The organism is Acanthopleuribacter pedis (genome assembly GCF_017377855.1).
GTDB classification, from domain to species: Bacteria; Acidobacteriota; Holophagae; order Acanthopleuribacterales; family Acanthopleuribacteraceae; genus Acanthopleuribacter; species Acanthopleuribacter pedis.
The window spans coordinates 420,020-445,407 of record NZ_JAFREP010000001.1; the positions used below are offsets into that span (position 1 = coordinate 420,020).

The window sequence follows — 25,388 nt, forward strand, 5'->3', positions numbered from 1 at the left end:
GGGAGGTCGGTGTCATCCCCTTTAAAACCCGATGATTGACGCAAAAGGTCGTGCCGGCTTTGATGCCGTGTCGGGAACCTTGATCAATCGGTTCTCTGACAGCATCTTGTTTTTGCTCGGCCTCGTGGCGGGCTTGTTGGGGCATGTCACGCGCGCATTTCTGGTCAGGCAGAAAGCTGGAACGCAATACGCGCTGTTCATGAGCATTTTGGTTCGGTCGGCTGGAGGGGCTGAACTGACTTTGTGATATTCAAAGCCGGATCGTTTGCTAACCGACACTTACCTTAATTGCCAAGACCATGCCAATTTTAGAAAAACATATAAGATTTTTATTGCAAGGTGCTTATGTGTTTGTGGGCCATGTTGCGGCATCATGTCAATCTTTGTCAAAGTCGACCTTACAAAAAAAATAACGTTAATTAACGACATTGCTTCTTCGGTTTTAAACGGGCGGTGTGCCGTCGGGCCAAATCCGTTTGCAGCGCCGCCGCAGCGCCGAAGCGGAAACGCACAACTGGTCCGCTGCTATTTGCAAATCGCCACCACATTCACGTAGCGCGACCAAAATGATGTCGGCCTCAAGTTCCGAGGCTTTGTGGAGGCCGGGGATTTTTTTCATGAGTAGGTATAAGGCGCCGCGCGAGATGCCGAGCCGGTCGGCGCCGGCTTGAATATCCCAGCGCGCGGTGCGCAGGGCCTCGCGAACTTCGTCATGGGACAGCTGCGACGGTTTGGTGCGTTTCTTAGGTGCTTCGAGCACGGGCTTCGGCGTTTGTTCTTCTGCCTGTTTCACCACGGCGGTGGGGTCGGATAAGGATTCCGTCAGGGTGGCGGTTGCGGTGAGGTAGGGTCGGCCGCGATTGGCGACCAAAAGCTGTTGTACCGAGTTGCGCAATTGACGGACGTTGCCGGGCCAGGGGCATTCCAGCAATTGCACCATCAACTTGGTTGGGATCCAGGGTGTGATGTAGGGATCCTTAGGTGTTATTCGCGCTAATTCTTGGAGTTCCTCCAAGATTGGTTGGGCGAAATGGAGGAACAGACGGCCCAAATCTTCCAAGCGTTTGGCCAGTGGTGGCAATTTGATTTCATAACCCGCGAGGCGGTGGAACAAAGGCGCCTTAAACGCATCCACCTCCATTTTGCTTTCCAGGTTGGCGTCCGTTGCCGCCAAGAACCGCGTATCGAAGGCGATGTTTTTCTGGGCACCGACCGGGGCGATCTCGCGGGTTTCCAAGGCACGCAGCAACATGACTTGAATTTCGGGTGAGGTTTCGCCGATCTCGTCCAAAAAAAGCGTGCCGTCTTGGGCCGAACGGAAGTAACCCAGTTGGTTTTGTTGTGAGCCGGTGTAAGCGCCTTTGACCGCGCCGAACAGTTCGCTGGCCGCCAGGCTCGCTGGGATGGCGCCCATGTTCACCGAAACAAAGGGTCCGCGGCGGTTGCCGGCCTCGTGGATCGCCGTGGCGACCAGTTCTTTGCCCGTTCCTGAACCGCCGCGCAGCAGTACCGGACAGGACAGATCCGCAACCAAGCTGATTTCTTTGCGCAGTTTGCGTACCGCTTCGCTGTGGCCCACCAAACCGTGGTGGACGACTTGGCGGGTGAGCAGGGGGCCGTGATGAAGCCATAACACAATGCGGTTTGCGAGCACCAAGTGCACGCCGCGTTCGAGTTCTTTGAGAAAGACCGCGCGGGGTTCCGTGAGGGTTTCCCCGTTGAGGACCGCCTGCCCTTTGCCGTTGGGATGGATCACCAATTGGCGACCCGTTCCGAAATCAAACTGGATGGGGGCGCGGCTGAGGAAGGGATCGGCCAAAGGCGACAGTAGGTAGCTGTCTGGATTCATGAAATCCGGGGCGATCCGCGATAACGCCATGTCTTTGCTCTGAAGCTGGTAGACATCGCCGATGCGACTGGGAATCGGATGGCTCACGATGGTGAAGGTTGGGAAACGGCGCGTTTCCTCCTCGGTCAACGTTTGCGAGGGTTCGGTTGCGGCATGGAGATGGTCTAAGTTCATAGGGTGATCGATTGTTTCATTAAAGATGGACCTTGGGCCGGCGCCATGGTGTGCGGGGCGATTGGTCGGAATGCGCTATGGGTCCGAGAACAGAGCCGAAAGTGTGCGATTCTTGGCGGTACACTTTAGGCAGAGGAACGGCGGTTTTTCAGTATCTTAGGTTGGGCTCTTTCTTTCGCGCAATGTCTTTTTTCTGGATCAACTTATCGACCGAGCGGACCTTTGTCGGCCGAATCACGCTATTGCAGGGAAAGGGGCAAAGGTTCCCGGTTTCGGATCCGTGGCATAATAATAAGTAACGATCTTTGAGGTACCAATGCGTGATTCAGTCGCCCAGTGGGTGGGCCGTTACCGACGCGAACTATTTTTTGGCTTGTGGCGCCGCGCGTATTTTTTTCACAGTGTTTGGTGGCTGCCCGCCGCCGCCTGTTGGGTGCTCGGCGCGCGCTTGCTCCAGCTAACACCTGGTTTCGGGTTCTTTTTTTTAATTGCGCTGCCCGTGCCCATGCTTACCGCTTGGTGGGCCGCGCGTCGTGCGTTGCCTTCGTCGGAACGGCTGGCCGCCGATTTGGATGCGCGGTATGCCTGCGGGGGTTTGCTGTTGGCCCACGATCAGGACGGGGGCGAATCCTGGGCCGACCATCTTCCCGAAGAGCGGGTTCCCAAGGTAAGCGTTCGTTTGGGTTACTCCCTACCCTGGACGTTGGTTGCTTGGGGGTTTCTTGCCGCGATGTTTCTGCTTCCCGAGGTTTGGTTCCAAACCGAATCGGCCGCGCCGATCATGATTCAAAGTCAGCTTGTCGAGAAAGAGCAGCAGATTAACCTGCTGGAAGAAGAAACCTTAATCGAACGACACGAAGCGGAGCAGTTGCGCAAAACGCTGCGCCAGGTTCGTCGTGAAGCGGAGCAAGGGAACCCGGCGGAAACCTGGCAAGCATTGGATGCGATGCAGCGGACCATGGACCGCCAGGCCCGTACCGCTTTTCAAAATCGCAAACAAAACATCGAGCAGGCGCAAATGACCGCGGCGCTGGGGCAACGGCTCAACAACAGCACGCTAAGTGACGAAGCTTGGCAAGAAGCCTTTGAAGACTACCAACAGTGGACCTCGGACCTTCGCGCGGATAACGCGGTGTTCGACCAGGCTTTTTCGGAAGTCGGTGACCTCAAGGGTTTGGACCGCGCCGAAGCCGGCGCCAAGCTGGTTGAACTCTCTCGGGTTGTCAAACTCAGCAAAGAAGAATTGGAAGCGCTGCGCAAGCGCCTGAAAGAAGGCAAGCTGGGTGATGCCGACACCGGTGTCCTCGTTGATGGAGATCTTGACGGGGACGAAGCGCTCGCGGCCTATTTGGCCGCGGCGGGTTCCGCGCCGCCCTCGGTTCGTTTTTTGGCGCCCGGCGGTGCCGGCACGAGCCGCGGGCCCGGCTCCGTAGCCATTCAGTGGTCTGGCAAAACACCTGACGGCAAAGATCCCTTTGAAGCGGTGTTGTTGCCCGAGGGGGCGTCGGGCCGCGACAACAGCAGTGTGCGCTTGGCGGTGGGTAGCGAGGCGCCCGAGGCCGATGGGCGCGCGCGCTCCAGCGGCCTCGACGGGCGCAATGTCGCGACCGGCGGTACCGGCAGCGCCAACCGCCAACAGGTATTGCCGCGGCATCGCGCCGCGGTCGGCCGCTATTTCGAACGCAACGACAAGGAACGCTAAATGGTGCCTGTGCCGGCGGCGCGCGTAGAACAGGCGGTGATCCTGATCGGCGGAGGGTCCACCCGCATGGGGCGCGATAAGGCGAGCATCCCGCGCGAGGGTCTGCCCCAGGCGCTGTACCTAGCCCATTTGTTACGCCCCTTTTCGGCGCGGGCCCCACTGTGGTTGGGGCGGCCCAGTCCCGAGTTGGCCCAACATCAGGCGCGCCTCGCGCCGGACATCAGGTGGCTTGCCGACCCAACCCCCGAGCGCCAAGGACCCGCGGCCGGCTTGGCCGCCCTGTATGCCGGTTCCGACGCGGCCGATTTTTTGGTTTTGGCGGTAGACCTGTTTTGGTTGACGGAACCGGCGATTGCCTGGCTCCTGGCGCTGCGAAGCGGACGTCGCGCGGTGCGGCCGTTGCTGCCGGGGCGGCCCTTCGGGGAGCCCTTGTGTGCGTGGTACCGGCGCGATGCCTTGACCGCGATGGTGGCGCGGTTTGACGCCGGGGAACGCGCGGTATCTCGAGCCTTGGATCCCGCGACAGGTTGCGATGTACCCGTACCCGCCGCCTTGGTGCCTTGTTTTCGGAATGGAAACGAGCCGGAAGCTTTGCGCGACGGCGGTTTTTCCCTGATGTGAAAGCTGTCTTGGGTCCAGGTGACAGGTGCGGCGTCGGCCGTTAAGGATGCCGCCGCGCCGGCCACCGCCCGTGCCGGACCAAAAGGTTTGGGTCCGAATGGCAAGGCGCGGTTTCAGGTGTTGGGTAGGCCGGTTCTTGTGTCGTCGCGTCGATGGGTTCGCCGAGGCGCTCACAAAGGCCTCACATGTGCGACCCATTAAAGCAAGGCGCTGAAAAAGACAAATGCCAAGCTAGAGATGATGACCGAGGCGGTGGAGTGTTCCTTGGAAACCGTGCTCAGCGCGATGATCTTAAAGGACAAGAACAGGAAAAAGGTGCGCAGGGTGTGGTGAACCAAATCGTATTGGGAACGCACTTCCTGGGGCACGATGGCAATCGCGATCAGGACCAGGAACACAAAAAACTCAAGCGGGGTGCTGAGGATAATCTCGGGTGTCTTTTTGAAGATGATTTTGCCGAAAACACCGGTGACGATCAGACAGAAACAAATCATTTCAAGTCCGGCCAGATTGATACCGAGAAATTCGGGTTTGACCTGAATCATTTGGCTGATGACGAGCACCGTGGCCGCCGCCAAAAAGAACAAGCTAAAGATGATGTAACTGCGCCCGTTTTCGCCGGCGGTGACAGAGAGGAATGCCAGCAGAATGACCGTGGAAATCGCAATAAACAACACATTGGCGGGTACCGACGGCAGCGCGATGAGAAACATTAAGCCGTAAAGCGTGCTGCCGATAAGAATCAAACGCAGGGAGGCTTTGGAAAACAAGGCTTGCATCTCAAACGAAAATAGATCGTCCCATTTGCGAAATAACCGTTGGAATATCCGACTGAAATTCAAGGTGCCGGAGACATGAGCAAACAATAAAGCGAACCCGACCAAAACCATCGGCAGCAGCACATAGCGGAGCTTACTCGAAATGGCCAGGGCGACGGCACAGGCGCTCAGCGCCGTGGATAAGCCGTAAATCACGCTCACCGTTTGGCTGTGGTTCATGCCCGTGCTCAACAGGCGGTGGTGGAAGTGTTTCTTGTCCGCGCTAAAGGGGCTGCGTCCCTCGGCCAAGCGTCGCACAATGGCCCACAAGGTGTCGGCGATGGGGATCAACAGCACCAGGATCGGGGTGATCAGGGCGAGGGTGGTCAGGGACTTGAAGTGGCCGGCAATCGATAGGGTGCCCAGCGAGTAGCCGAGAAACAAAGAGCCGGTATCGCCCATAAAGATCTCGGCGGGGTGGGTGTTGTACTTCAGGAACCCCAAAATACAGCCCACCAAAATCAGGCACAGTGAAAAGATCAAGTAGTCCTGGCGATAGTATGCCAAAAAGCCAAAGGAGCTAAAGGCGATAAGTGAAATGCCCCCGGCGAGGCCGTCAAGACCGTCACTAAGGTTGATTGCGTTGGTTATACCCACGATCCAGAACAAGGTAAGTGGATAAGACAGCAAACCCAAGCTGAAGTTGGAGCCCAGCACGCCGCCAAGAATATTGATGTTGACCCCGCTGAGTACCATCGCCGCCATTGCCGCGACGATCTGTCCCAATAACTTGAGTTTGGGGTCTAGGCCGATCGCATCATCGATGAGGCCGATGAACACAACCACCACCATGCCGATCAAAATGCCTTGGTGTTGCTGATACTGTTGCAGGTAAATGAGATAGGTCAGGATAAAGCCGAAAAAGATGGCCAATCCACCTAAACGTGGCTTGATGTCCTCGTGAACTTTGCGTTCGTTGGGCGCGTCCAGGGCGCCGGTCACGAAGGCCAGCTTTTTGATCGGCGGAACAAGCAACAGGGTCGTGATGAGGGATGTAATGAATAAAAGAAAAAACTTCAACTTATTCCTCCGTTCAGCCGACGGACGGCATAGCCCTGCTATGCATCGGGCCAAACAAATTGGTCATTATACAGACTCACTGGTCAACGTCCCAGGGAAACAAAGCCACTTTGGTAACGGGGTAGCAAAGATCACAGTACGCTCACCTAAAATGAAATGAAGAGACACAAAACACCGCGGGCGGGTTCGGTTGCCGGACGTGGGGCGGGTCGTGAACGGCGGCTGGAATGAAGGCCGTCACGGGTTCCGAGCACCGAAGGGAAGCACCTTCGCGGGGTGGTTGGGACGAGCAGCCGCGCATCGTCGGGGACCGTTTCGGACGGATGCGGGCGATGGGTGGATCTAGTGGTCGCACCCGGCTTAGAGACAGAGCAAATCAGGGGCCACTTTGGTTGGAATGATGGGTTCGCGCCGCGACCCTGCCCGGTTTTACAACCTTCTTACGCTTGAGCCCGATGTTTAACCAAGGCTTTGCTTGAAGAAATCGATTAATCGCGGGGCTTGGACGGACACGGTGAGGTTTTTCTGAACATAGTCGCGACCCGCGGCGCCCAGTGCCTTGCGTAAGTCCTGGTCGGCGAGGAGTTTGCCCAGTTGATCATGCCAGGCCGCATCGTTTTCGGCCAAAAGCCCGCCGCCCGATGCTTCCACGTAGTGGCGGTTCACCCCGACCGGTGACGCCACCGCGGGCACCCCGGCCGCCATGTATTGGATCATTTTCAGGCCGCATTTTCCCTCGGCCCATTCGGTCCGTTCTAAGGGCATAACGCCGATGTCGAAGCGTTCGATAAAACCAACCTCGTCCTCCTCGCGCCACGGACTGCTGCGGATTGTCAGGTGGTCGTGACGGCTTTCAGCGCCGACGATGTGCAGCTCGAACTCATTCTGCTTGCGCAGTTCAGCCAGGCCTGGATAGAGGTTTTCCATGAAAAACAACGTGTTGGGGGAGCCGATCCAGCCGATGGTGTTGCCCGCCAAGGGGGCACGTGCGCCGGCGTATTTGTCCCAATCGACGACGGTCGGTACCAAAATCAGGTTGTCGTTGACCTCGCGGCAATAGCGCTCCAGCCAAGGGTTCCCGCAAACAATGCCGCGCGCGCCGCTGAGAATGGTGCGGTATTTTTCGGCCAACAGCGGTTTGTTTTTATAACGCAGCCAAACCGCGTCGTCGAAATCGTAAAACCGCGCGCGGGGCAGCAAGGCGTAAACCCCGCGTTCCAAGAGTGCCGGCACCAGCGGCAGCATTTCGCCTTCCAACCAAACCGCGTCAAAACGTTTGGCGCGCAGGCAGGTGAGCAGCCGTTGGCAGTAGCGGCCCAACACGTGCAACTTGCTGATCGGTTTGCCGCCCCACATTTGGTCGAGGTAGCGGTCGGAAAAAAACGGTTGAACCTCGAAACGGAAGCCGGCACGGTCAAAATCGGCAAGGTATTGCAGGAAACGATAACGTGAACTGGGTCCTTTGGTTGGGTAACGGGTGAGGATCAAAAGGTTCAAACACAATTCCTTCAGGTCGTTGAATGGGCTGGGGGGTGGGCGATGGCTAGAAGTGGGCCGGCTTGCGGAGAAGCACATCCCACCAGGCGAGCCAATAGGCTTTGGCGGTGGTGAGTGGCTGTCGGCGGCGGAGCAGAGCGAATAAACAATGTGTCACCCCGTCGAGTGACAGAATGGCCAGCAGCGGGAACCAGGTGAAGCGACCGTGGTTTTTTTCGTAGTAGCGGCGCATCGAGCGCATTAAACGGCGGATGGTTAGCACCTTGACCTTGTCGGCGCTGGCCCCGCCGGCGTGGTAGACGGTGGCGGCGGGATCAAAAAACACCTTAAAGCCCGCTTGTTTGGCGCGCAGGCAGTAGTCAACTTCCTCGTAATACATGAAAAAGCCGCGGTCGAGGGGGCCGATCTGGTTGACGACCTCGCGGCGGATCACAAAGAAGGAGCCCATTACTTGGTCCACTTCTCGGGCGTAATCGTGGTCGAAGTCGCCCATTTTGTAGCTGTTCCAGAAGCCGCTGCGCGGAAAGAGGCGGTTGATACCGGTACCTTCGATGAGTTGGAACCAGAGATTGGGGAAGCGGCGACAACTGGGTTGGAGTTCACCGTCGTGGCCGAGGATGCGGCAACCGAGTACACCGATATCGGGATCGGCGTCGAGGCGGGCCAGGATCGGGGCGAGGCAATCGTTGGTGAGGCGTACGTCGCTGTTGACCAGGACGTGGTAGCGGCCGGTGCCGCGTTCAAACAGCGGGAAGTGGCCGCCCGCGAAGCCGAGGTTCCCGCCGGTTTCGATCAACACGGCCTCGGGGTATTTTTGGCGGACCATGTGGGCCGAGCCGTCACTGCTGGCGTTATCAGCCACGAGGATTTCAATCGGCAGGTCGCCGCTTGCCGCGCGAATCGAGGCCAGGCATTCGTCCAGCAGGTCGCGGGTGTTCCAATTAACGATGGCAAAAGAGAAAAGCGGGACGTTGTTCATGGTTCCTGGCTCCAAACAGCCCGGCATTCTACCCTGTTTCGATTGAGGATGGAAGGATCGGCGCCGCTTTGCCGCGTGGTGGTGGATGTTGACTGGGTATGGGCGTGGGTTGGTATTTGGTGATTTCTCAAGATGGGAGGATGGATAGATGATGGGCGATGATCGGGGTGTTGCTCAGTGGGGCTGAATCCGCCTTTGATGAAGTGGCGCAATGGGGCCTTTTGCTCAGGCTGAAGGGTTTCCGCGTTGGAAATGGGTGTGGGGTAGGTTGTACCCAAAAAAATAGGCCAGGCCAAAATCCGCTCATCGCGGAATCCAGCTTAATTCAAGTCCAAGCACTTAATCGCGCCACTTCATCAAAGGCGGAACGGGCGTCACCAGGCAGGAAACCCAAAATCGCCTATCTTGTAATCATCCTGGCATCATAAGAAATCAAGGAGACCAAGCTGTGCCCACGGGAACCACACAACATCAAGCCTAGCGCGCGCGGCGGTAATAAAAGTGGTTGCCGTGACGGGCGCGTTCGTAGCGGGCGGTGGCGCGGTACATGGACTCGGAGGAACCCACCAGCAACATGCCGCCCGCCGGAAGGCAATTGGCCAGGTCTTGGAAAAAGGGGAGGCGAATGTCGTTGGGAAAATAAAGCGCGACATTGCGGCAGAAAATGATGTCGAACACCTTGCCCCGTTTGCGGATGTCGAGCAGGTTGAAATGCTCGAAGTCGACCATGCCGCGAATTTCCTCACGCAAGGTCATGCGCCGGTCGGCGCGTAGGAAAAAGCGGCCTGCGTAGTCTTCCGGTAGGTAAGAGCCCAGGCGAAAGTATTCCGCTTTGCGGGCCTTGGCAAGGGTGTCGTCCGCGATGTCGGAAGCCAAGATTGTGCATTTCATGCTGGGTCGTTTGCGGCAGAATTCGTAGACCACCATCGCAATCGAGTAGGGCTCCTCACCCGTCGAGCAGGCCGCGCTCCATATCGAAACCTCGCGTTTTCCCAGGCGGTACAGCCGCTCCAATTCCTCGGTTAAGGCTTCGAAGGCCCAGGGATCGCGAAAGAAGCTGGTCTCGTGGGTGGTCATGGCTTCGATCACCGCGCCGACCAGGTCTGTTGCATCCGGTGCTTGTGCCCGTTCGTAGAGGGTTTCGAAGGAGTCACAGTGATAGCGCCGCAGCAGGGGGCGCAGGCGGTTTTGGAAAAGGTAACTTTTTTCGGCGGGAATCAGCACACCGCTGTGGTGCACCATAAATTCCTGCCATAAAGAAAACCCTTCTTGGGAAAGTTCTTGATCGAGGATAAGTGGCTTGTCCAGTGTTCTGCTCCAGGACGTTAATGGCTAATGATAAGATAATCCGAACAACTTCTAAACAAAATGTGTGGGACCTCACCAGCGTGGGCTCACCGAAATGAACCTGACCGGGATTGGAATGGCCCGGGGGGCAAACCTGTTTACCCTTTGTGCCGATGCTCGGGCGCCCTTGCGGCGACCCGTTTTCGGCGCGATGGGTGAACCGTGTGACTGTTTGAATCGGTTGTGATTGGCAAGGTTGGGTTTTTTGCAAAAAAAGCCGGTTTACCGAGAAAAACGTTTAGTCATGTTTGGGTAGGATGGTTTTTTGTCGGGCGTCGCTGTGACCCTACGCGGGGTGAAGGTCGGGAAAACCACGAAACAAGAAGGGGCGAACCATGGCGGATTTGGTCATTATTGGGAACGGCGTGGCCGGAACCACGGTGGCGCGGCATGTGCGCAAGCACAGTGATCGCGACATCACGATTATCTCGTCGGAATCGCGACATTTTTATTCGCGTCCGGCGCTGATGTACCTCTACATGGGCCACATGAAATACGACAACATCAAGCCCTACGAGGATTGGTTCTGGGAAAAGAACCGCTTGGATTTGATGTTTGATTATGTGCGCCACATTGATACGGACAACAAGAAGCTGACCTTGGCCAACACCGCCGACCTGCACTACAACCAACTGGTGCTGGCCACGGGTTCCAAATCCAATTATTTCGGGTGGCCGGGTCAGAACCTGCAAGGTGTTCAGGGCTTATACAGTTTGCAGGACCTGGAACTCATGGAAGACAACACCCGCGAAGCGCGTGAGGCGGTGGTGATCGGTGGTGGTCTGATCGGCATCGAAATGGCCGAAATGCTGCTCACCCGCGGCATCAAGGTGACCTTCCTGGTGCGCGAGGACCGTTATTGGGGCAATGTGTTGCGGCGCGAGGAAGGTGAATTGATCGGGCGTCATGTGGCGGAGCACCACGTTGATTTGCGGCTCGCCACCGAATTGGACGCGATCCTGGGTGACGACGGCGGCCGTGTGCGTGCAATTCGCACCAAAAGCGGGGAAGAGATCCCGTGCCAGTTTGTCGGTTTGACCGCCGGGGTTCATCCCAACATCGATTTGGTGCGCGATTCTTCCATTCAACACGGCCGCGGTATTCGGGTGAATACCCACCTTGAGACCAATGTTCCCGATGTCTTTGCTTGCGGCGATTGCGCCGAAATAATCGAAGGCGACGCCGAGCGTGGCCGGATTGAGCCGCTTTGGTATACCGGCAAAATGCAGGCTGAAGCACTGGCGCAAACCCTGGTGGGCAAACGCACCGAATACGACCGGGGCATTTGGTTTAACTCCGCCAAATTTTTTGACATTGAGTACCACACCTATGGGTTTGTCGCCGCCGAGCCGCGTGATTGTGAGGAAACCTTTTACTGGGAACATCCCGACGGGAAACAGTGCATGCGGCTGGTGTACCACCGTGATGACGGCCGTTTGATCGGTATGAACAGTTTTGGGATTCGCTACCGGCACCGCGTGTTTGAGCGCTGGTTGGCCGAAAACCGGACCGTGGCTTACGTGCTAACCCATCTAAACGAGGCCAATTTCGACCCCGAATTTTTCAAGCGTTTCGAACGAGAGATGGTCGCCGCTTACAACCAAACCGCCAAAACCCCGATTCAGTTGAAGCGTCGCAAAGTGCTGGGCATTTTTTAGGCTGCCGGGACAGGGAGGATTCTTTTTATGCGTCATTTAGATTTGAGTTTGCAACTGATTCCCGAACGGGCCCACGCCACCCTGGACGGCCTGCAGAAATTGGGATTGGGCGGGGTGTCGATCGGTTTGTTGCTGTTGGTCGTTTCGGTGATGAGCGGGAGCACCGTGCAGGCGGGAACCGGTTTCGGGTTGGTGGTGTTCGGCGCCTTGGCCTACATTGTCCAAACCCGCAACGACGGACCGCCGGGCATCAAGAACAACTTTATTATGTTCAGCAGCATCATGTCGCGTGGGTACCTGGCTTGGATGGCGGCCGTGTTTATGACCGGTTTCTACATCATCCTTTACTTTTATCCCCAGCACCTGAAACCGCTGGTGGTGCTGGTGAACCCCCTGCAGGTGTGGCTCTCGGGTTCCTCCGCCTGGGACGCGAACGGCAACATGAGCCAGTGGTTCCTGTACGGTTTCATTTACACCGTCACCATTTTGGTGATGGGTGTCCGGGCACTCATTAAATACCGACACAGCCGCTACCAAATCCTGCGCACCCTGTCGGTGATGTTCTTCCAGCTTGCATTTGCCTTCACCATTCCCAACGTGCTGGCCAAGTTCAACAACGGTCTGTACTTCGAGTGGGCCAACATCTGGCCGTTGCGCTACTACGAACTGTTTCCCTACAGCGTGGAAGGTCTGATTAGCAGCGGCGGGCTTGGTAAGTTCATGCTGTTTTGGGCCGTCTTCTCCATCTTGATCTTGACCCCGGTGTTGACCTACTTTTTCGGCAAGCGCTGGTACTGTTCGTGGGTTTGCGGTTGCGGCGGTTTGGCCGAAACCTTGGGCGACCCGTTTCGGCAAAATTCCGATAAATCGTTGCGTGCCTGGAAGGTCGAGCGATGGATGATTCACAGCGTGTTGGTTTTGGTGGTGGTGACCACCGGGCTGATGTGGGCCAACCACCTTTATGGTGGTGAGATTCTGGGCACCTGGTCCGGTCGTTTTTCTTCCGGTTACGGCTTCTTGATTCACTCGATCTTCGCCGGCGTGATCGGCACCGGTTTTTACCCGGTGATGGGTAGCCGCGTGTGGTGTCGCTTCGGCTGTCCGATGGCCGCGGTGCTCGGCATTTTGCAGCGGTTTTTCTCGCGGTTCCGCATTACGACCAACGGTGGGCAATGTATTTCCTGCGGGAACTGCTCGACCTATTGTGAGATGGGGATCGACGTGCGCTGGTACGCTCAGCGCGGCGAGAACATTGTGCGGGCTTCCTGCGTGGGTTGCGGCATGTGTTCGGCCGTGTGTCCCCGCGGTGTGCTCAACCTGGAAAACGGTCCGATGAACAACCGCACCGGGTTCCAAGTCTAACCCGCATTTCTCACAAGGAATTCTGCTACGGGGCAAGCCATGCGATTACGAGGGTTTGCCTTCCGCGGGGCGGCTATTCGGCTTATTCGGTCGAGCCGCCTTCGCCTCAACTGCAACGCCGATAGGTCGGCCCCGCGATAGGTCGGCCCCGCGATAGGTCGGCCCCGCGAAAGGTCGGCCCCGCGAAAGGTCGGCCCCGCGAAAGGTCGGCCCCGCGAAAGGTCGGCCCCGCGAAAGGTCGGCCCCCGGTGCCGTGGCTTGGTCGTCATCTTTGTACGCACAAGGCTTTCAGCTTTTCGCGACGAATCCTTGTGAGCATTGCGGGCTAAAAGGTGTCAAATGACGACGGCTGATTCCGTTCAGGGCCGGTCCAGGGTTCTCCAAGCGGAGGCCGGGTCGGCCTTTTTCCGTTCTTGAGGTCTGGTGATTCGCCGTTGGGGACTTATCTTTTACTTGTGCGGTTTTTGGCTAGCGCCCAAAAACAAAGGGCTGTCTTTTCAGGGCTGCTCCGTTATGATGTAAGGTTCCGGCTTGAACCCCCAAGCTTGCTTTTTCTTTCCGCCAGTTCCCTAGCCCCCATTTATTATCAAAGACAGGAGACCTGAGAAATGACTCATCTTTTTTCCTCCGAATCCGTTACCGAAGGGCACCCGGATAAAATCTCCGATCAAATCAGTGACGCGGTCCTCGACGCCGCGCTGACGGGCGATCCCAAAAGCCGTGTTGCGTGCGAAACCTTCGTGACCACGGGTCTCATCGTTGTGGGCGGTGAAATCACCACCTCGTCCCAATTGGACATTGCCAATATCGCCCGTGATGTGGTTCGCGACATCGGCTACACCGACTCCGCCATGGGTTTTGACGCCGATACCTGTGCCGTGATGGTTACCTTGGACAAGCAATCGCCCGATATCGCCATGGGTGTCGACACCGATGGCGCCGGCGACCAAGGCTTGATGTTTGGTTACGCCTGCCGCGAGACCGAAGAACTGATGCCGTTCCCCATCGACTTGGCCCACAAGCTCTCGCGCCGTTTGACCGACGTTCGCAAAAAAGGCCCGCTGCAGTACTTGCGCGCCGACGGCAAGACGCAGGTTTCCGTGCGTTATGACGGCACCGAGCCGGTCGCCATTGACGCGGTGGTTGTTTCCAGTCAGCACGAAGACAAAATCGAGTTGGAACAGCTTCGCCAAGACATTCGCGAGCACGTGATCAACCCCATCATTCCCGCGAACCTGCTCCACAACGGCACCCATTACCACATCAACCCGACCGGTCGTTTTGTGACGGGTGGTCCCATGGGTGACGCCGGTTTGACCGGCCGCAAGATCATTGTGGACACCTACGGTGGGTACGCGCGCCACGGTGGCGGCGCTTTCTCCGGTAAGGACTGCACCAAGGTTGACCGTTCCGCCGCGTACGCCGCGCGTTACGTCGCCAAGAACCTGGTTGCCGCGGGTTTGGCCGACCGTTGCGAAATTCAAGTCGCTTACGCCATTGGTGTCGTGGACCCCGTTTCCATCCACGTCGAAACTTTTGGTACCGGCAAGCGTCCTGAAACGGAACTCGTCGCGCTGATCGAAAAGCACTTTGACCTTACGCCTAAAGGGATTATCGAGCATCTTGGCCTGCGACGTCCGATTTTCCGCGCCAGTGCCACCTACGGTCACTTCGGCCGCCCCGAATTCCCCTGGGAACAATTGGACATGGTCGATAAACTTAGCTAGGAACCGCAACCGAGCTCGGTTCCGAGGGTGGGACCGAGCCGCATCATTGCTTAGGGAGCAGAAAGAATGACGACTTCTACCAAAGACTACAAAGTCGCCGATATCAGCCTTGCCGACTTTGGTCGCAAAGAGATTGAAATCGCAGAAAAAGAAATGCCCGGCTTGATGGCCATTCGGAAAAAGTACCAGGACGAAAAACCCCTGGCCGGTGCGCGTATCGCCGGTTGTCTCCATATGACCGTTCAGACCGCTGTTTTGATGGAGACCCTGATCGCCCTGGGTGCTTCAATCCGCTGGTCTTCTTGTAACATTTACTCCACGCAGGACCACGCCGCCGCCGCCATGGCCGCCGCCGGTATTCCTACCTTTGCTTGGAAAGGTGAAACCGAGGAAGAGTACGAGTGGTGCATTGAGCAAACCTTGCGTTGGCCCGATGGTAAGCCGCTGAACATGATCCTGGACGACGGTGGCGATTTGACCCTGTTGGTCCACGAAAAATACCCCGAAATGCTGGACGGCATTAAAGGTGTCACCGAGGAAACCACCACCGGTGTTCACCGCCTCTACCAAATGTTTGAGCGTGGCGAGTTGAAAGTTCCCGCCATCAACGTCAACGACTCCGTGACCAAGTCCAAGTTCGACAACCTGTACGGCTGCCGCGAGTCCTTGGCCGACGGCATCAAGCGCGCCACCGACACCATGATCGCGGGTAAAACCGTGGTTGTTGCCGGTTACGGCGATGTTGGTAAGGGTTGTGCCCACTCCATGCGCAGCTACGGCGCCCGTGTTTTGGTTACCGAAATCGATCCCATCTGTGCACTTCAAGCCTGCATGGAAGGTTTCCAGGTTGTGACCATGGAAGACGCCGCCCCGGTTGCCGACATCTTCGTCACCACCACCGGTTGTAAAGGCATTGTCACCGGCGCCCACTTGGATGTCATGAAAGACAATTCCATCGTGTGTAACATCGGCCACTTCGATTGCGAAATCGACATCGCCTACCTGGAAAACCGCGAGGACATCAAAGAGGTCAACATCAAACCTCAAGTCGACGCCTTCCATTATCCCGACGGCAAAGTGGTCATCGTGCTGGCGCGCGGTCGCTTGGTTAACCTGGGTTGCGCCACCGGCCACCCCTCTTTCGTAATGAGCAACAGCTTCTGTAACCAGGTTTTGGCGCAAATCGCCATCTGGACCGAACCCGAGAACTACCCCCTCGGTGTTCACGTACTGCCCAAGAAATTGGACGAAGAAGTTGCCGCGTTGCACCTCGACAAGCTGGGTGCAAAGCTGACCAAGCTCAGCCAAGAGCAAGCCGACTACCTCGGTATTCCCGCCGAAGGTCCCTACAAGCCCGAACACTACCGCTACTAAGCGAACGCGCTTACAACAGCCACAAAAGGTCTCCCTCGGGAGGCCTTTTTTGGTGTTGGGGTGATGGTTAAGGGACGCCTACCTCGGCGCGCCGGATCATTTCGGGCCTCGGATCCCGTCGCGCCGGACCGACATCCCACCCAATATTCCGATGCGCACCCTCCCCGCCACGCCAAACGCCCCGAACCCCCGCCAGACCTGTCATCCCAACCCACGAATCAAAAACACGCCAACCAAAACCAACGCCAACCCGGCATTTCTTCCGAACCCGCCTTGGGCTAGAATGACCCGTCTACGTTCCGGCCCTTATTCATCTTCTCCAGGAGACACGCCATGGCCAACCTTCAGTTATACAGTTATTACCGCAGCTCTTGTTCCTACCGTGTACGCATCGCTTTGAATCTTAAAAACCTGGCTTACGAAACGGTCCCCGTCCACCTCGTGCGCGACGGCGGCCAACAGCACCAGGCGGCCTACCGCGAACGCAACCCCATGCGCCAAGTCCCCACCCTGGTTGTCGGCGACGACAGCATCGGCCAATCCATGGCGATCATCGAATACCTGGAACAGGTCCATCCCGAACCCGCGCTTTTTCCCAAGGACCCCGTTGCCGCCGCCAAGGTGCGCGCCTTCTGCGAAATGATCAACGCCGGCATCCAACCCGTGCAAAACCTCAGTGTGCTCCTTTACCTGGAAAACGAGATGGGTGCGACCGGGAAACGCGGCAAATGGGGCAACTACTGGATCCACCGCGGTTTCGAAGCCCTCGAACAAAGCCTGCAACACAGCGCGGGCCGCTTTTGCTTCGGCGATACCGTCACCGCCGCGGACTGTTTCCTGATTCCCCAGGTCTACAACGCGCTCCGTTTCAAAGTGGACATGGCCCAATTCCCCACCATCGCGCGCATCAACGAAACCTGCCTCGCCATGGAGGCCTTCGACGCCGCCACCCCGGCCAACCAACCGGATACCCCGGCCGATTACGGCAGCTAAGCGCGGCGGAACCCTTACCCATGAAACACGTTCTTCTGTCACGCACCGACAACCTGGGCGACGTCATGCTGACGTTGCCCATGGCCAAGGCGCTCAAAAGCGTTCATCCCCATTGCCGCATCTGGTTTTTGGGCAAAACCTACACGCGGGCGCTCGTCGAGGCCTGCGCTTCCGTCGACGGCTTTGTCAATTGGGACGATTTACGCCAACAACCCGCCGACGAACAACGGCGTTTCCTGCGGGCTTTGGACCTAGATACCGTGTTCCACGTTTTTCCGAACCGCGAGGTCGCCAAGGTGATGAAAGCGGCCGGAATCCGCGACCGTGTCGGTACCAGCCACCGCTTGTGGCACTGGTGGACCTGCAACCGCCTGCTGTTTTACTCGCGCAAACGTTCCGACCACCACGAGGCCCAGCTCAACCTGATGATGCTCCAGCGCCACGGGGTGCCCTTCTACGAACGCGATCAAATCGCCGCGCTCTACGACCTCGCCGACTTCGTCCCACTCCCCGAACACCTCGCCAAGTTAATTGATCCCAACCGCTTCAACCTGGTCCTGCACCCCAAAAGCAAGGGCAGCGCGCGCGATTGGCACGCGACCAAGTTCCGGGCCTTGTGTGAAACGTTACCGCGGGAACGCTTTAACATCTTCGTGACCGGAACGTCCGCCGAGGGCGACGCCGTGCGCGCTGACTTTTTGTCGCATTGCCCCTGGGTCCACGACGTCACCGGCCGCATGAACCTCGACGAACTCTTTGCCTTCCTCGTTGCGGCGGACGGCTTGGTCGCCGCCAGCACCGGCCCGCTCCACATGTGCGCCGCCGCGGGCCGCCACGCGCTCGGCCTGTTCGCGCCGATGCGCCCCATTCATCCCGGACGCTGGGCGCCCTTGGGCCCCAAAGCCGAGGTGTTGGTCGCCGACAAGGACTGCAACGCCTGCCGCAAGCAAACAAGCTGCCCTTGCATCGCCGATCTTGCCGTCGCCCAAGTCGCCGCCCGTGTTACCGCCTGGGCCGACACCGCCTTGGAATCCATGAAAAAAGCGTAAAGCTTTGCGAAGCCCACCGTGCCCGCCGCGCGGCTGTGGTATGTTTCGGAATCATGGTCCCAGATTTGCTCCATCCCCATGCCGGGGTGTCCATCGCACGAGTCGACCGCGTCGGCATGTCCCTGAAAGGTTTTTTTACACAAAACCCCTCGGCACGGGTCAATACGGCCCCGTTCCACCGCCGGTTATGTCACAATACCCCACCGCTTCCATTGAAGATCCAACGGCTTACAGCCAGGGAGGTTGTCCATGTTTGTTCCCGTCGTTCGTGTGCTGTGTGTGTTGCTGCTATTTGGCTTTGTCGTCGTCGGCACCACCTTCGCCCAAGATATGCGTGTCCTCAATGAAGGACGTTTTTTGATTGCCGAGAAGAAGTTCGATCAGGCTTTGCAAAAGTTTGACGCCATCCTCAAATCGCACCCCAACCACTTGGAAGCCAAGCTCGGTAAAATGGAAGCCTTGGGCAGCCAGCGCAAAACCAGCGATGTCGCCAAAGTGGCCGGCGTCGCCAAGGCAGGGGGGAGCGCCGACGAGTTAACCCTCTCCGGCTACAACAAATTTTGGAAGAAAGATTTCCCCGGCGCCCTGGCGGACTTCAACAGCGCCACCCAAAAAGATGCCAACGCCTACATGGCCCATTACCTCGCCGGCTACCTCAACTGGCGTCTGATCAAATACGATCAAGCCCTGGTCCACTTGGAGAAAACCGTTAAACTCAAGCCGGACATGGCCGAGGCTTATTACATTCTCGGCGAGATCTACAAATCCAAGGGCGACGCCAAAAAAGTCATCACCTATTGGAATGAGTACATGAAACGCATTCCCCACTCCGGCACCCGTTTCGATTATGTCAACAACACCCTGAAAAAGTTGGGGGGCCAATAACCCGTGCGCAAAAAGCTGATTCGGTTCGGCGCCACCCTCCTCGTCATTCTGCTCCTCACCCTCGGTTTCGTCCACACGCCGACCTTCGGGGATTTCGTGCTTGACGAAATCGAGGCCTTGGCCGCCGACGCGGGTTACACCTTCCAGGCGGACGGGATGCGCGTCAACCTATTCGCCCTCAGTGCGACCCTCACCGGGTTACGGCTGTCCGGCCCCGGTCTTGAGGTCGCGATCAACGAGGTGTACGTCAATGCCGACATGGCGATCGGCGCGGAGCACATCGCGCTCGACGCCCTGCGGGTTGACACCGGCACCATCGCACTCACGGACGAATTGTTCGCGAGCAGTCCCACGCCCCAACCCGAAAGTAGCGCGCCCTTTAAGCCGCCGCTAATCGATATTGATCGCCTCGAAATCAAAGACATCGACACCCGTTTCCGCGATAAAAACGTCCCCATCAACGCCGCCTTTAACCAGTTCCGTTTCGATTACGCCGAGGACCAGTTTGAAAGCAGCGGCCTGTTTCCCAGTGCCGTCGCCGCCGATATCACCACCCCGCCGCTGCGGTTTAACTTGCGCGGTAAAAGCCGCCATTTCCTCATGTACGAGGACCTCGCCCTGACCCTTACCGGCGAAGACGAACAGCTAAAGCTCTCGCTCACCGGCGCGATCAAAGCCGACTTTGAGCCCGATCTGGCCTTCGAGGCCGCGCTCCAACCCGCCCTGCTCAAAGCGCTGTTACCCGCGGACCAGGTTCCCCCGCAACTGAGCGGTGTCGCCCCGGTTCAGCTCCAGGGTAGCCTGAACGACCGCCTGCTCAAAGCCACCTTGACCACCGCCTACGACACTGCCGCGCTGCAACAGGAGCAATTGGCAACCGTCACCATCCCACTTTCCTTAACCGCGGAAACCGGCTGGCGCGAAGCGGAAATGCCAACCCGGATCGTGCTCGATCTCGGCGATTGGGGTCGCGCCGAAAGTGACCTGCGCCTGCCCGACCAACAGGTTCAGGGCACGCTCAAGCTCGCGCTCAACCGGCTCGATCAATTGGTACGCGACGTGCCCCACCTGCGTGAGCTCAACCTCGACGGCCGTTTCAAATTGCCTACCAAGGACCCGCAACAAGGAACCGCCTCGATCAAACTCGCCGCCTTGGGTGCCAACCTGAACCTCAACGTCGAGGGCAGCCTTAAAAACGGTATCCTTGGATTTGTGGGCAACGGTCGCCTCTCGCCCCAAAGCCGGCTCGACTTCAGCGGCAGTTACAGCGACAAATTGCGCATCGACGCCGACGTTGCGCTCACCGGCGTTCAGGATCTGGCTCCCTTTGTGACCCTGCCCGATGAATTGTGTACCGAAACGATTGCGCTCAACATTCAGCGCTTTACCCTCGACCCCGGCGGCGACGCGGTCACCTGGCGTATCGAGAAAGCCGCCGCCTCGATTCAAAACCTGTCCTTCGGCGATCTGTGGCGCGACGACCTTTTCCTTTCCCTTGGCGGCGACCACCGACGTTTGGCCGGCACGCTCCACGCCCTCGCCGGCGCCCAGCAGCAACCGATGGCCGTGTTCCAACTACAACCGGAACAACAGGTTTGGGATCAGCTCACCATTGCCGTTGAACACTTCGCGCTTCCCGTTTCCGACTACCAAATCGACACCGCACTATTTGCGAACGGTTCCGGCCCGCTGCTGAATCCAAACTTACAGGGCGCGACCAACGTCGCCGTTAGAAACGACAACGGCCAACCGCTTGCCAAACTCGACACCCTGCTCCACCTGGAGCAACAGGTGCTCCAGCTTCAACAAACCACCCTGCGCAGCGCCGCCGTCCAAGCTGACGGCAACAGTACCCTTTTTCTCGAAGCCTTGCTCGGCGACAATCCCGACGCCGGCCTCGCCTGGAACACCGATCTACAGGTCGTTGGGCGCGAAAACCCCGATTTCGTAGCCTTGATCGACCAAGAACTCCCGCAATTCGTCGTCCACCTGCGCGGCAACCAAGACCTACTCCAAGCCGACGTCAGCCTCCCGCGCCAGGATTTAACCGTCGCCGCCATGGCATTCCCGCTGGAAACCCCGCAACCGGCCCGGTTCGACATCGATCCCAACGCCCCCAGCGTCGCCGGCAACCTCGACACCCTTCACATCGCCGGCGTCAACCTTCGCGATCTGGTCCTCGGCGTTGAAGAAACCGGCTTGCGCATCGACGGCAGGCTCTCACTGGCCGACATCGACACGCTTAAATCGACGTTGGGCGACTCCTGGCCGCAAGACCTGGTGATCGACACCCTCGGCGGCAGCTTCCACGCCCAAGCCGACCCAACCTTCGAACAGCTTCGTGGGGCCTTCACCCTCGACGGCGCCACCTGGTCCTTTATGGAGCAACCGCTTACTTTTGAACCGGTAACCGTACGTTACGACGGCAAGCTCCGGGTGGAACCCACCAAGCTGACCTACCTCGGCGTCGAGGTGGCCGTCCCCGATTTTGAGGCCCCCGCGGACGTAGCCGTTTATGTTCCTGTTGAAATCGCCGTCGGCGACCCACGGCGCATCGTCGATTTCCTTGGCGAGGATTGGCCCGAGTTCCTTTCACTGAATATTTTCCGGGCGCAACTCGCGCTCCACGCCGGCCTCGACGGGTCAGACCCACAAATCGACTTCGAAATCAACGAACTCGACGCCGATCTCGCCGAAAAAAACCTGCGTATCTACAACCTCACCGGTCGTTACGCCGAAGGCATTTTCCTCGATCCCGGTCGCATCGAACTGGCCGGCATCCCCATGGACGTGCGCGAAAACGGCGAAGGTTTCACGCTCACCACCGAACTGACCCCCAACGATTTCGACATGCTCGCGGGCGGTTTCGCGGGCGGCGGCCGCTCCCAGCTCACCCTGGACTGGATCAACCAACCGGAGCAACCCCAAATCAAACTCCGCCTGGAACAGCTCTCCGGAGTGTTGGTTTACACGGAGCCCTGGCTGGAAATCGAAGATTTGGTGCTGGAAATGGAAAGCGGCCCCAATTGGTCCTTTACGATCACGCGCGGCGTAAGCAACCTCAACGGCGGCACCTTGAGCCTCGACGGCCACCTGCAACCGCTCGCCGAGGACGGTGCTCAGGTCCGCATCGGCATCGCCCTGACCGATGTCTCGCTTACCGAGGCCGATTACCAAATCAAAATGACCAACTACCTGCAATGGCAATACGCACCCAACGTCAACCAGATCAACGGCACCGTGCGCCTCGACAAAAGCCTGCTCGTTCCCGACCTCGGCTTGAAAACCCTGATCGAGGACCAACTCAACGCGGGTGAGGAACTGTACTTCCCCGATCCCTTCCTTGAGGACATCGACTTGTTGGTGGTGGTGCAGGCCACCCAGCCGATCACCATCGACACCGACCTGGGTTTCGTCGAACTAGAGGTCCCGGCCGTGGTGGTCGGCGGTAACCTCGCCGAACCCATCGTGTTGGAAGGCCAGGTCTTTATTAATGAAGGCAGCGTGGTTTCCCTGGGCAAGGAGTCGATTGCCTTCCGCGACAGTCAGATCCAGTTTGAGGCCTCGCGCCCCAACGATCCCTACCTCCAGCTTTACATGGATTACGAAACCCTGACCGGCCACACCCCGATCAACCTGATCAGTTATGCCAGCGAAGTGAGCCAAAACCTGGACGGCGGCAACCTGGCCGGCCTCATCTCCAACTTCCTGGTGGGCCAGGTTTCGTCCTTGATCAGTTTGGAGAGCGAGTCGAGCCAAACCTTGTTCAACAGTAGTTTCACCCTGGTGGTGAGCCGGCCCTTGGCGCGCCGCGTGATTACCCGCTACGCCTATCCCTTACAGGACGGCGCCGGCAAACAGCGGTTTGAACTGCAACTCGGCCCTAAATACGATTCCTACGTGAATTTTATTAGCCAGGAAGACACCCTGACCACCTCGCTGCGTCACCAGCGTTCGTTCGGCTACCACGAGGGCAAACGACCCGAGATCATCCGCGACCGTGACTTCACCCCGGGCGACCTGCCTCGTTGGGTGCGTCGCAAGTTCCGTCTCAGCGAAGAGGACGAGTACACGCCGACCCGCTGGCGCCACGCCGAGGTGGATCTGCGTAGGCGGGCACGGGAACGCGGTTACTTGACCCCGGAGATTGAGGGCGAGTACGACAACCATCGTCTGGAAGTGATCGTTGACTTGGGCGACCGCGTCGACATCAAGCTGGAGGAAACGGGTTTCGCCCAAACCGAGTTTAAGCTCTCAGAAGACAAATTACGGCGCATCATGCGCCGCCTGGGTCGCGATGAAGAAACCGACAAACGCATGATTGCGGATTTGATCGAGCGCATGGCCGCCGCCGAGGGGTACCCCAGCGCCTTTGCCAACGTGGCCAAAACCGACAGCGGGTTTGTGGTCGAGCTGTTTACCAGCCAGAAGATCAACAACATCGGTTTAACCTTCGGTGAGGCGACGCCAATTTTAGAAGATCTGTTGAAGGACAAGGACTGGGTCAACCAGTTCATGTTGGATTGGCTGTCCTCGGAAAGCAGCGCGCGTGACCGCCTGCGCGCGATCCTGGCCGCGCGCGGCTACTTAAACGTGAACATCAGCCGCGGCGATTTCGTGGACATGACCCATTACCGCATTCCGGTTGATCCCGGTCAGCGCGGCATTTTGGTGGAGGTCTACAAAAACGGCGAGCCGGTGCGTTCCAATTTGGTGGGTCGCCCCTTCGAGTACGGCTTCCTGGCCCGCGTTGCCCAAGATTTGTTCCCCAACAAAAACGCACGCGTGAAACCCATTCCCCAGGACGGCAACATCGCGATCAACGTGATGTACAGCGCGCCGGTCGAAATCCAATACGATGATTTGGCGATTGCCAACGAGGGTCGCATTAGCGACAAGAACCTCAACCGATTTGTGGGTTACCGCGACAGCATCACCAAGAAAAAGCTGATCGACGCCCAGAACCGGCTGAATGAAACCGGCGCCTTCCGCATGGTGCGTTTGGAGACCCAGGGCGAGCATGCCAAGTTGTTTTTGCGGGAGCGCAACCGCTACAGCGCGGGTTTGGAAGTGAACTACGACGAACGCAACAAAGCCGGTTACGCGATTCAGTTTAGCGACAACATGTTCTTGAAGCGGTTGGACCGCTTTTCGATGCGGGCGGAGCACAACAACCGCATTGATGATTTACTGACCCAGGTTCGCCTGCGCCGTTTGTGGTGGTTGCCGGTGGATTTTCAATTGAGCGGGCGCTGGACCGACAACAAGGAGCCGATTTTCACCCAGGTGGAGGACGACGACTTCTTTGGGCAACGGCGCCGCTCGCAACAGTTCGAAACCATTACCGAGGGTTCGCTGGAAGCGATTTACAAATTAACCGAGACCCAGGAAGTCAGTGCCGGGGTGCGCATGCGCCGCTCGACTTTAAACGACATTAGCGAGGTCTTCGGCCCGGACGACGAGGGCAAACCCAACAGTGACCCGGCCAACCTGTTGCTGAGCACGGAAAACGAATTTGCGGTGGACGCGTTGCCGATCAATTTGACCTGGGTCTACCGCACCTTGGACAACCCGACCAAGCCGCGTTCCGGCTTGTTGTTGTCGTTGGCGGTGGAGCATTCGATTGACGGATTCGGCACCGACGAGGCGGTGGAGGGCACGCGTTGGCTGGGCAAAATGAGCCGTTTCCAGTCGTGGAACAAGTGGTTGTGGACCCACCGTTTGGAGTCGGGCATTTACCGGCGCACGCAGGACTTGGAAGTTTCGGGCGGCGGCACGGGCAGCGGCAGCGAGGTGGACACGGTCTTTTTCCTGGGGGGTTCGACCACGATGCGCGGCTTTGATCAAGAGTTCGCGGGTCCGATCGGCAAGGAATTAAGCGCGACCTTGGACGAGGACGGCGTAACGATTTTGTCGCCGCCAACCTTCCGCGGCCTGGGTGGCGATGCCATGTTTTTCATGAGCGAGGAACTGACGTACCACACCAATTGGTATTGGATCGAGGTGGCCGGTTTCGTGGATACGGGTTGGGTGTGGAACAAGTACGACGAGATGTTTGATTTCAGCCCGGCGGTGACGGGTGGTTTCGGCTTAGGCATTGATTCGCCGATTGGTTATTTCCGGTTCGATTGGGCGCGGCCGATTTACGACGACGCGCTGCAACGGGTTTTGGACGATTCAACCAACATCACCCCCGACGACCAGGAATTCGCCAGGGAACGTGCGTTGCAAGAGTTCACCTTCCGGTTCGGGCGTACTTTTTAGCACGGGTGATCCGGCGCGTGCGCCGCCGAACAAAATGCCGCGCTTTTGGATGGCGGTACACGCCCACCG

Annotated in this window: 15 protein-coding genes; 10 read left to right on the top strand and 5 right to left on the bottom strand. The window is 58.1% G+C overall.

Features of this window, described 5'->3' with window-relative positions; genetic code table 11:
- Window positions 1–442 precede the first annotated feature (442 nt).
- Entirely contained in the window at window positions 443–2,023 is a 1,581-nt protein-coding gene (locus J3U88_RS01470) for a sigma 54-interacting transcriptional regulator (protein WP_207856342.1), read from the bottom strand.
- A 316-nt stretch (window positions 2,024–2,339) separates the two neighbouring features.
- On the opposite strand from J3U88_RS01470, the gene J3U88_RS01475 reads away from it, so the two are divergent.
- Window positions 2,340–3,725 carry an AAA family ATPase gene (locus J3U88_RS01475; RefSeq protein ID WP_207856343.1) on the top strand — a complete coding sequence of 462 codons (1,386 nt, stop codon included), beginning with the start codon at window positions 2,340–2,342 and terminating at the stop codon, window positions 3,723–3,725.
- Complete coding sequence (mobA, locus tag J3U88_RS01480) at window positions 3,726–4,346, top strand: molybdenum cofactor guanylyltransferase (protein ID WP_207856344.1); 621 nt, start codon at window positions 3,726–3,728, stop codon at window positions 4,344–4,346.
- A gap of 197 nt (window positions 4,347–4,543) precedes the next feature.
- Here mobA and J3U88_RS01485 read toward each other — a convergent pair whose 3' ends face one another.
- The 4 genes from J3U88_RS01485 to J3U88_RS01500 form a co-directional block, all read right to left on the bottom strand.
- Window positions 4,544–6,184: an MraY family glycosyltransferase gene (locus J3U88_RS01485; RefSeq protein ID WP_207856345.1), complete on the bottom strand. Its 1,641-nt coding sequence runs from the start codon at window positions 6,182–6,184 to the stop codon at window positions 4,544–4,546.
- Window positions 6,185–6,643: 459 nt separating this feature from the next.
- Complete coding sequence (locus J3U88_RS01490; protein ID WP_207856346.1) at window positions 6,644–7,681, bottom strand: glycosyltransferase family 4 protein; 1,038 nt, start codon at window positions 7,679–7,681, stop codon at window positions 6,644–6,646.
- A 46-nt stretch (window positions 7,682–7,727) separates the two neighbouring features.
- Window positions 7,728–8,660 carry a glycosyltransferase family 2 protein gene (locus J3U88_RS01495; protein ID WP_207856347.1) on the bottom strand — a complete coding sequence of 311 codons (933 nt, stop codon included), beginning with the start codon at window positions 8,658–8,660 and terminating at the stop codon, window positions 7,728–7,730.
- Window positions 8,661–9,137: 477 nt separating this feature from the next.
- A complete protein-coding gene (locus J3U88_RS01500; protein ID WP_279382457.1) occupies window positions 9,138–9,968 on the bottom strand; it encodes a CheR family methyltransferase in 831 nt (276 codons plus the stop codon).
- A 374-nt stretch (window positions 9,969–10,342) separates the two neighbouring features.
- Here J3U88_RS01500 and J3U88_RS01505 point away from each other — a divergent pair, with 374 nt between their 5' ends.
- The 8 genes from J3U88_RS01505 (at window position 10,343) to J3U88_RS34910 (ending at window position 25,319) form a co-directional block, all read left to right on the top strand.
- Window positions 10,343–11,665: an NAD(P)/FAD-dependent oxidoreductase gene (locus J3U88_RS01505; protein WP_207856348.1), complete on the top strand. Its 1,323-nt coding sequence runs from the start codon at window positions 10,343–10,345 to the stop codon at window positions 11,663–11,665.
- 27 nt (window positions 11,666–11,692) lie between these two features.
- Window positions 11,693–13,027, top strand: coding sequence for a 4Fe-4S binding protein (locus tag J3U88_RS01510; RefSeq protein ID WP_207856349.1), 1,335 nt, complete (start codon window positions 11,693–11,695; stop codon window positions 13,025–13,027).
- 608 nt (window positions 13,028–13,635) lie between these two features.
- On the top strand, window positions 13,636–14,754 hold the full coding sequence (metK, locus tag J3U88_RS01515; RefSeq protein ID WP_207856350.1) for a methionine adenosyltransferase: 1,119 nt from the start codon (window positions 13,636–13,638) through the stop codon (window positions 14,752–14,754).
- Between the two features lie 66 nt (window positions 14,755–14,820).
- The gene (gene ahcY, locus J3U88_RS01520) at window positions 14,821–16,128 is read left to right on the top strand and encodes an adenosylhomocysteinase (protein ID WP_207856351.1); all 1,308 of its coding nucleotides are present in this window, start codon (window positions 14,821–14,823) and stop codon (window positions 16,126–16,128) included.
- A 333-nt stretch (window positions 16,129–16,461) separates the two neighbouring features.
- Entirely contained in the window at window positions 16,462–17,121 is a 660-nt protein-coding gene (maiA, locus tag J3U88_RS01525; RefSeq protein WP_207856352.1) for a maleylacetoacetate isomerase, read from the top strand.
- A gap of 20 nt (window positions 17,122–17,141) precedes the next feature.
- On the top strand, window positions 17,142–18,170 hold the full coding sequence (locus J3U88_RS01530; protein WP_207856353.1) for a glycosyltransferase family 9 protein: 1,029 nt from the start codon (window positions 17,142–17,144) through the stop codon (window positions 18,168–18,170).
- A 249-nt stretch (window positions 18,171–18,419) separates the two neighbouring features.
- Window positions 18,420–19,055, top strand: coding sequence for a tetratricopeptide repeat protein (locus J3U88_RS01535; protein ID WP_207856354.1), 636 nt, complete (start codon window positions 18,420–18,422; stop codon window positions 19,053–19,055).
- Between the two features lie 3 nt (window positions 19,056–19,058).
- Window positions 19,059–25,319 carry a BamA/TamA family outer membrane protein gene (locus tag J3U88_RS34910; protein WP_207856355.1) on the top strand — a complete coding sequence of 2,087 codons (6,261 nt, stop codon included), beginning with the start codon at window positions 19,059–19,061 and terminating at the stop codon, window positions 25,317–25,319.
- Window positions 25,320–25,388 lie beyond the last annotated feature (69 nt).

Coding starts and splice junctions, on each gene's coding strand:
- mobA (WP_207856344.1), top strand. CDS start 3,726: ATGGTGCCTGTGCCGGCGGCGCGCGTAGAACAGGCGGTGATCCTGATC.
- metK (WP_207856350.1), top strand. CDS start 13,636: ATGACTCATCTTTTTTCCTCCGAATCCGTTACCGAAGGGCACCCGGAT.
- J3U88_RS01505 (WP_207856348.1), top strand. CDS start 10,343: ATGGCGGATTTGGTCATTATTGGGAACGGCGTGGCCGGAACCACGGTG.
- J3U88_RS01535 (WP_207856354.1), top strand. CDS start 18,420: ATGTTTGTTCCCGTCGTTCGTGTGCTGTGTGTGTTGCTGCTATTTGGC.
- ahcY (WP_207856351.1), top strand. CDS start 14,821: ATGACGACTTCTACCAAAGACTACAAAGTCGCCGATATCAGCCTTGCC.
- J3U88_RS01470 (WP_207856342.1), bottom strand. CDS start 2,023: ATGAACTTAGACCATCTCCATGCCGCAACCGAACCCTCGCAAACGTTG.
- J3U88_RS01510 (WP_207856349.1), top strand. CDS start 11,693: ATGCGTCATTTAGATTTGAGTTTGCAACTGATTCCCGAACGGGCCCAC.
- J3U88_RS01495 (WP_207856347.1), bottom strand. CDS start 8,660: ATGAACAACGTCCCGCTTTTCTCTTTTGCCATCGTTAATTGGAACACC.
- J3U88_RS01530 (WP_207856353.1), top strand. CDS start 17,142: ATGAAACACGTTCTTCTGTCACGCACCGACAACCTGGGCGACGTCATG.
- maiA (WP_207856352.1), top strand. CDS start 16,462: ATGGCCAACCTTCAGTTATACAGTTATTACCGCAGCTCTTGTTCCTAC.
- J3U88_RS01475 (WP_207856343.1), top strand. CDS start 2,340: ATGCGTGATTCAGTCGCCCAGTGGGTGGGCCGTTACCGACGCGAACTA.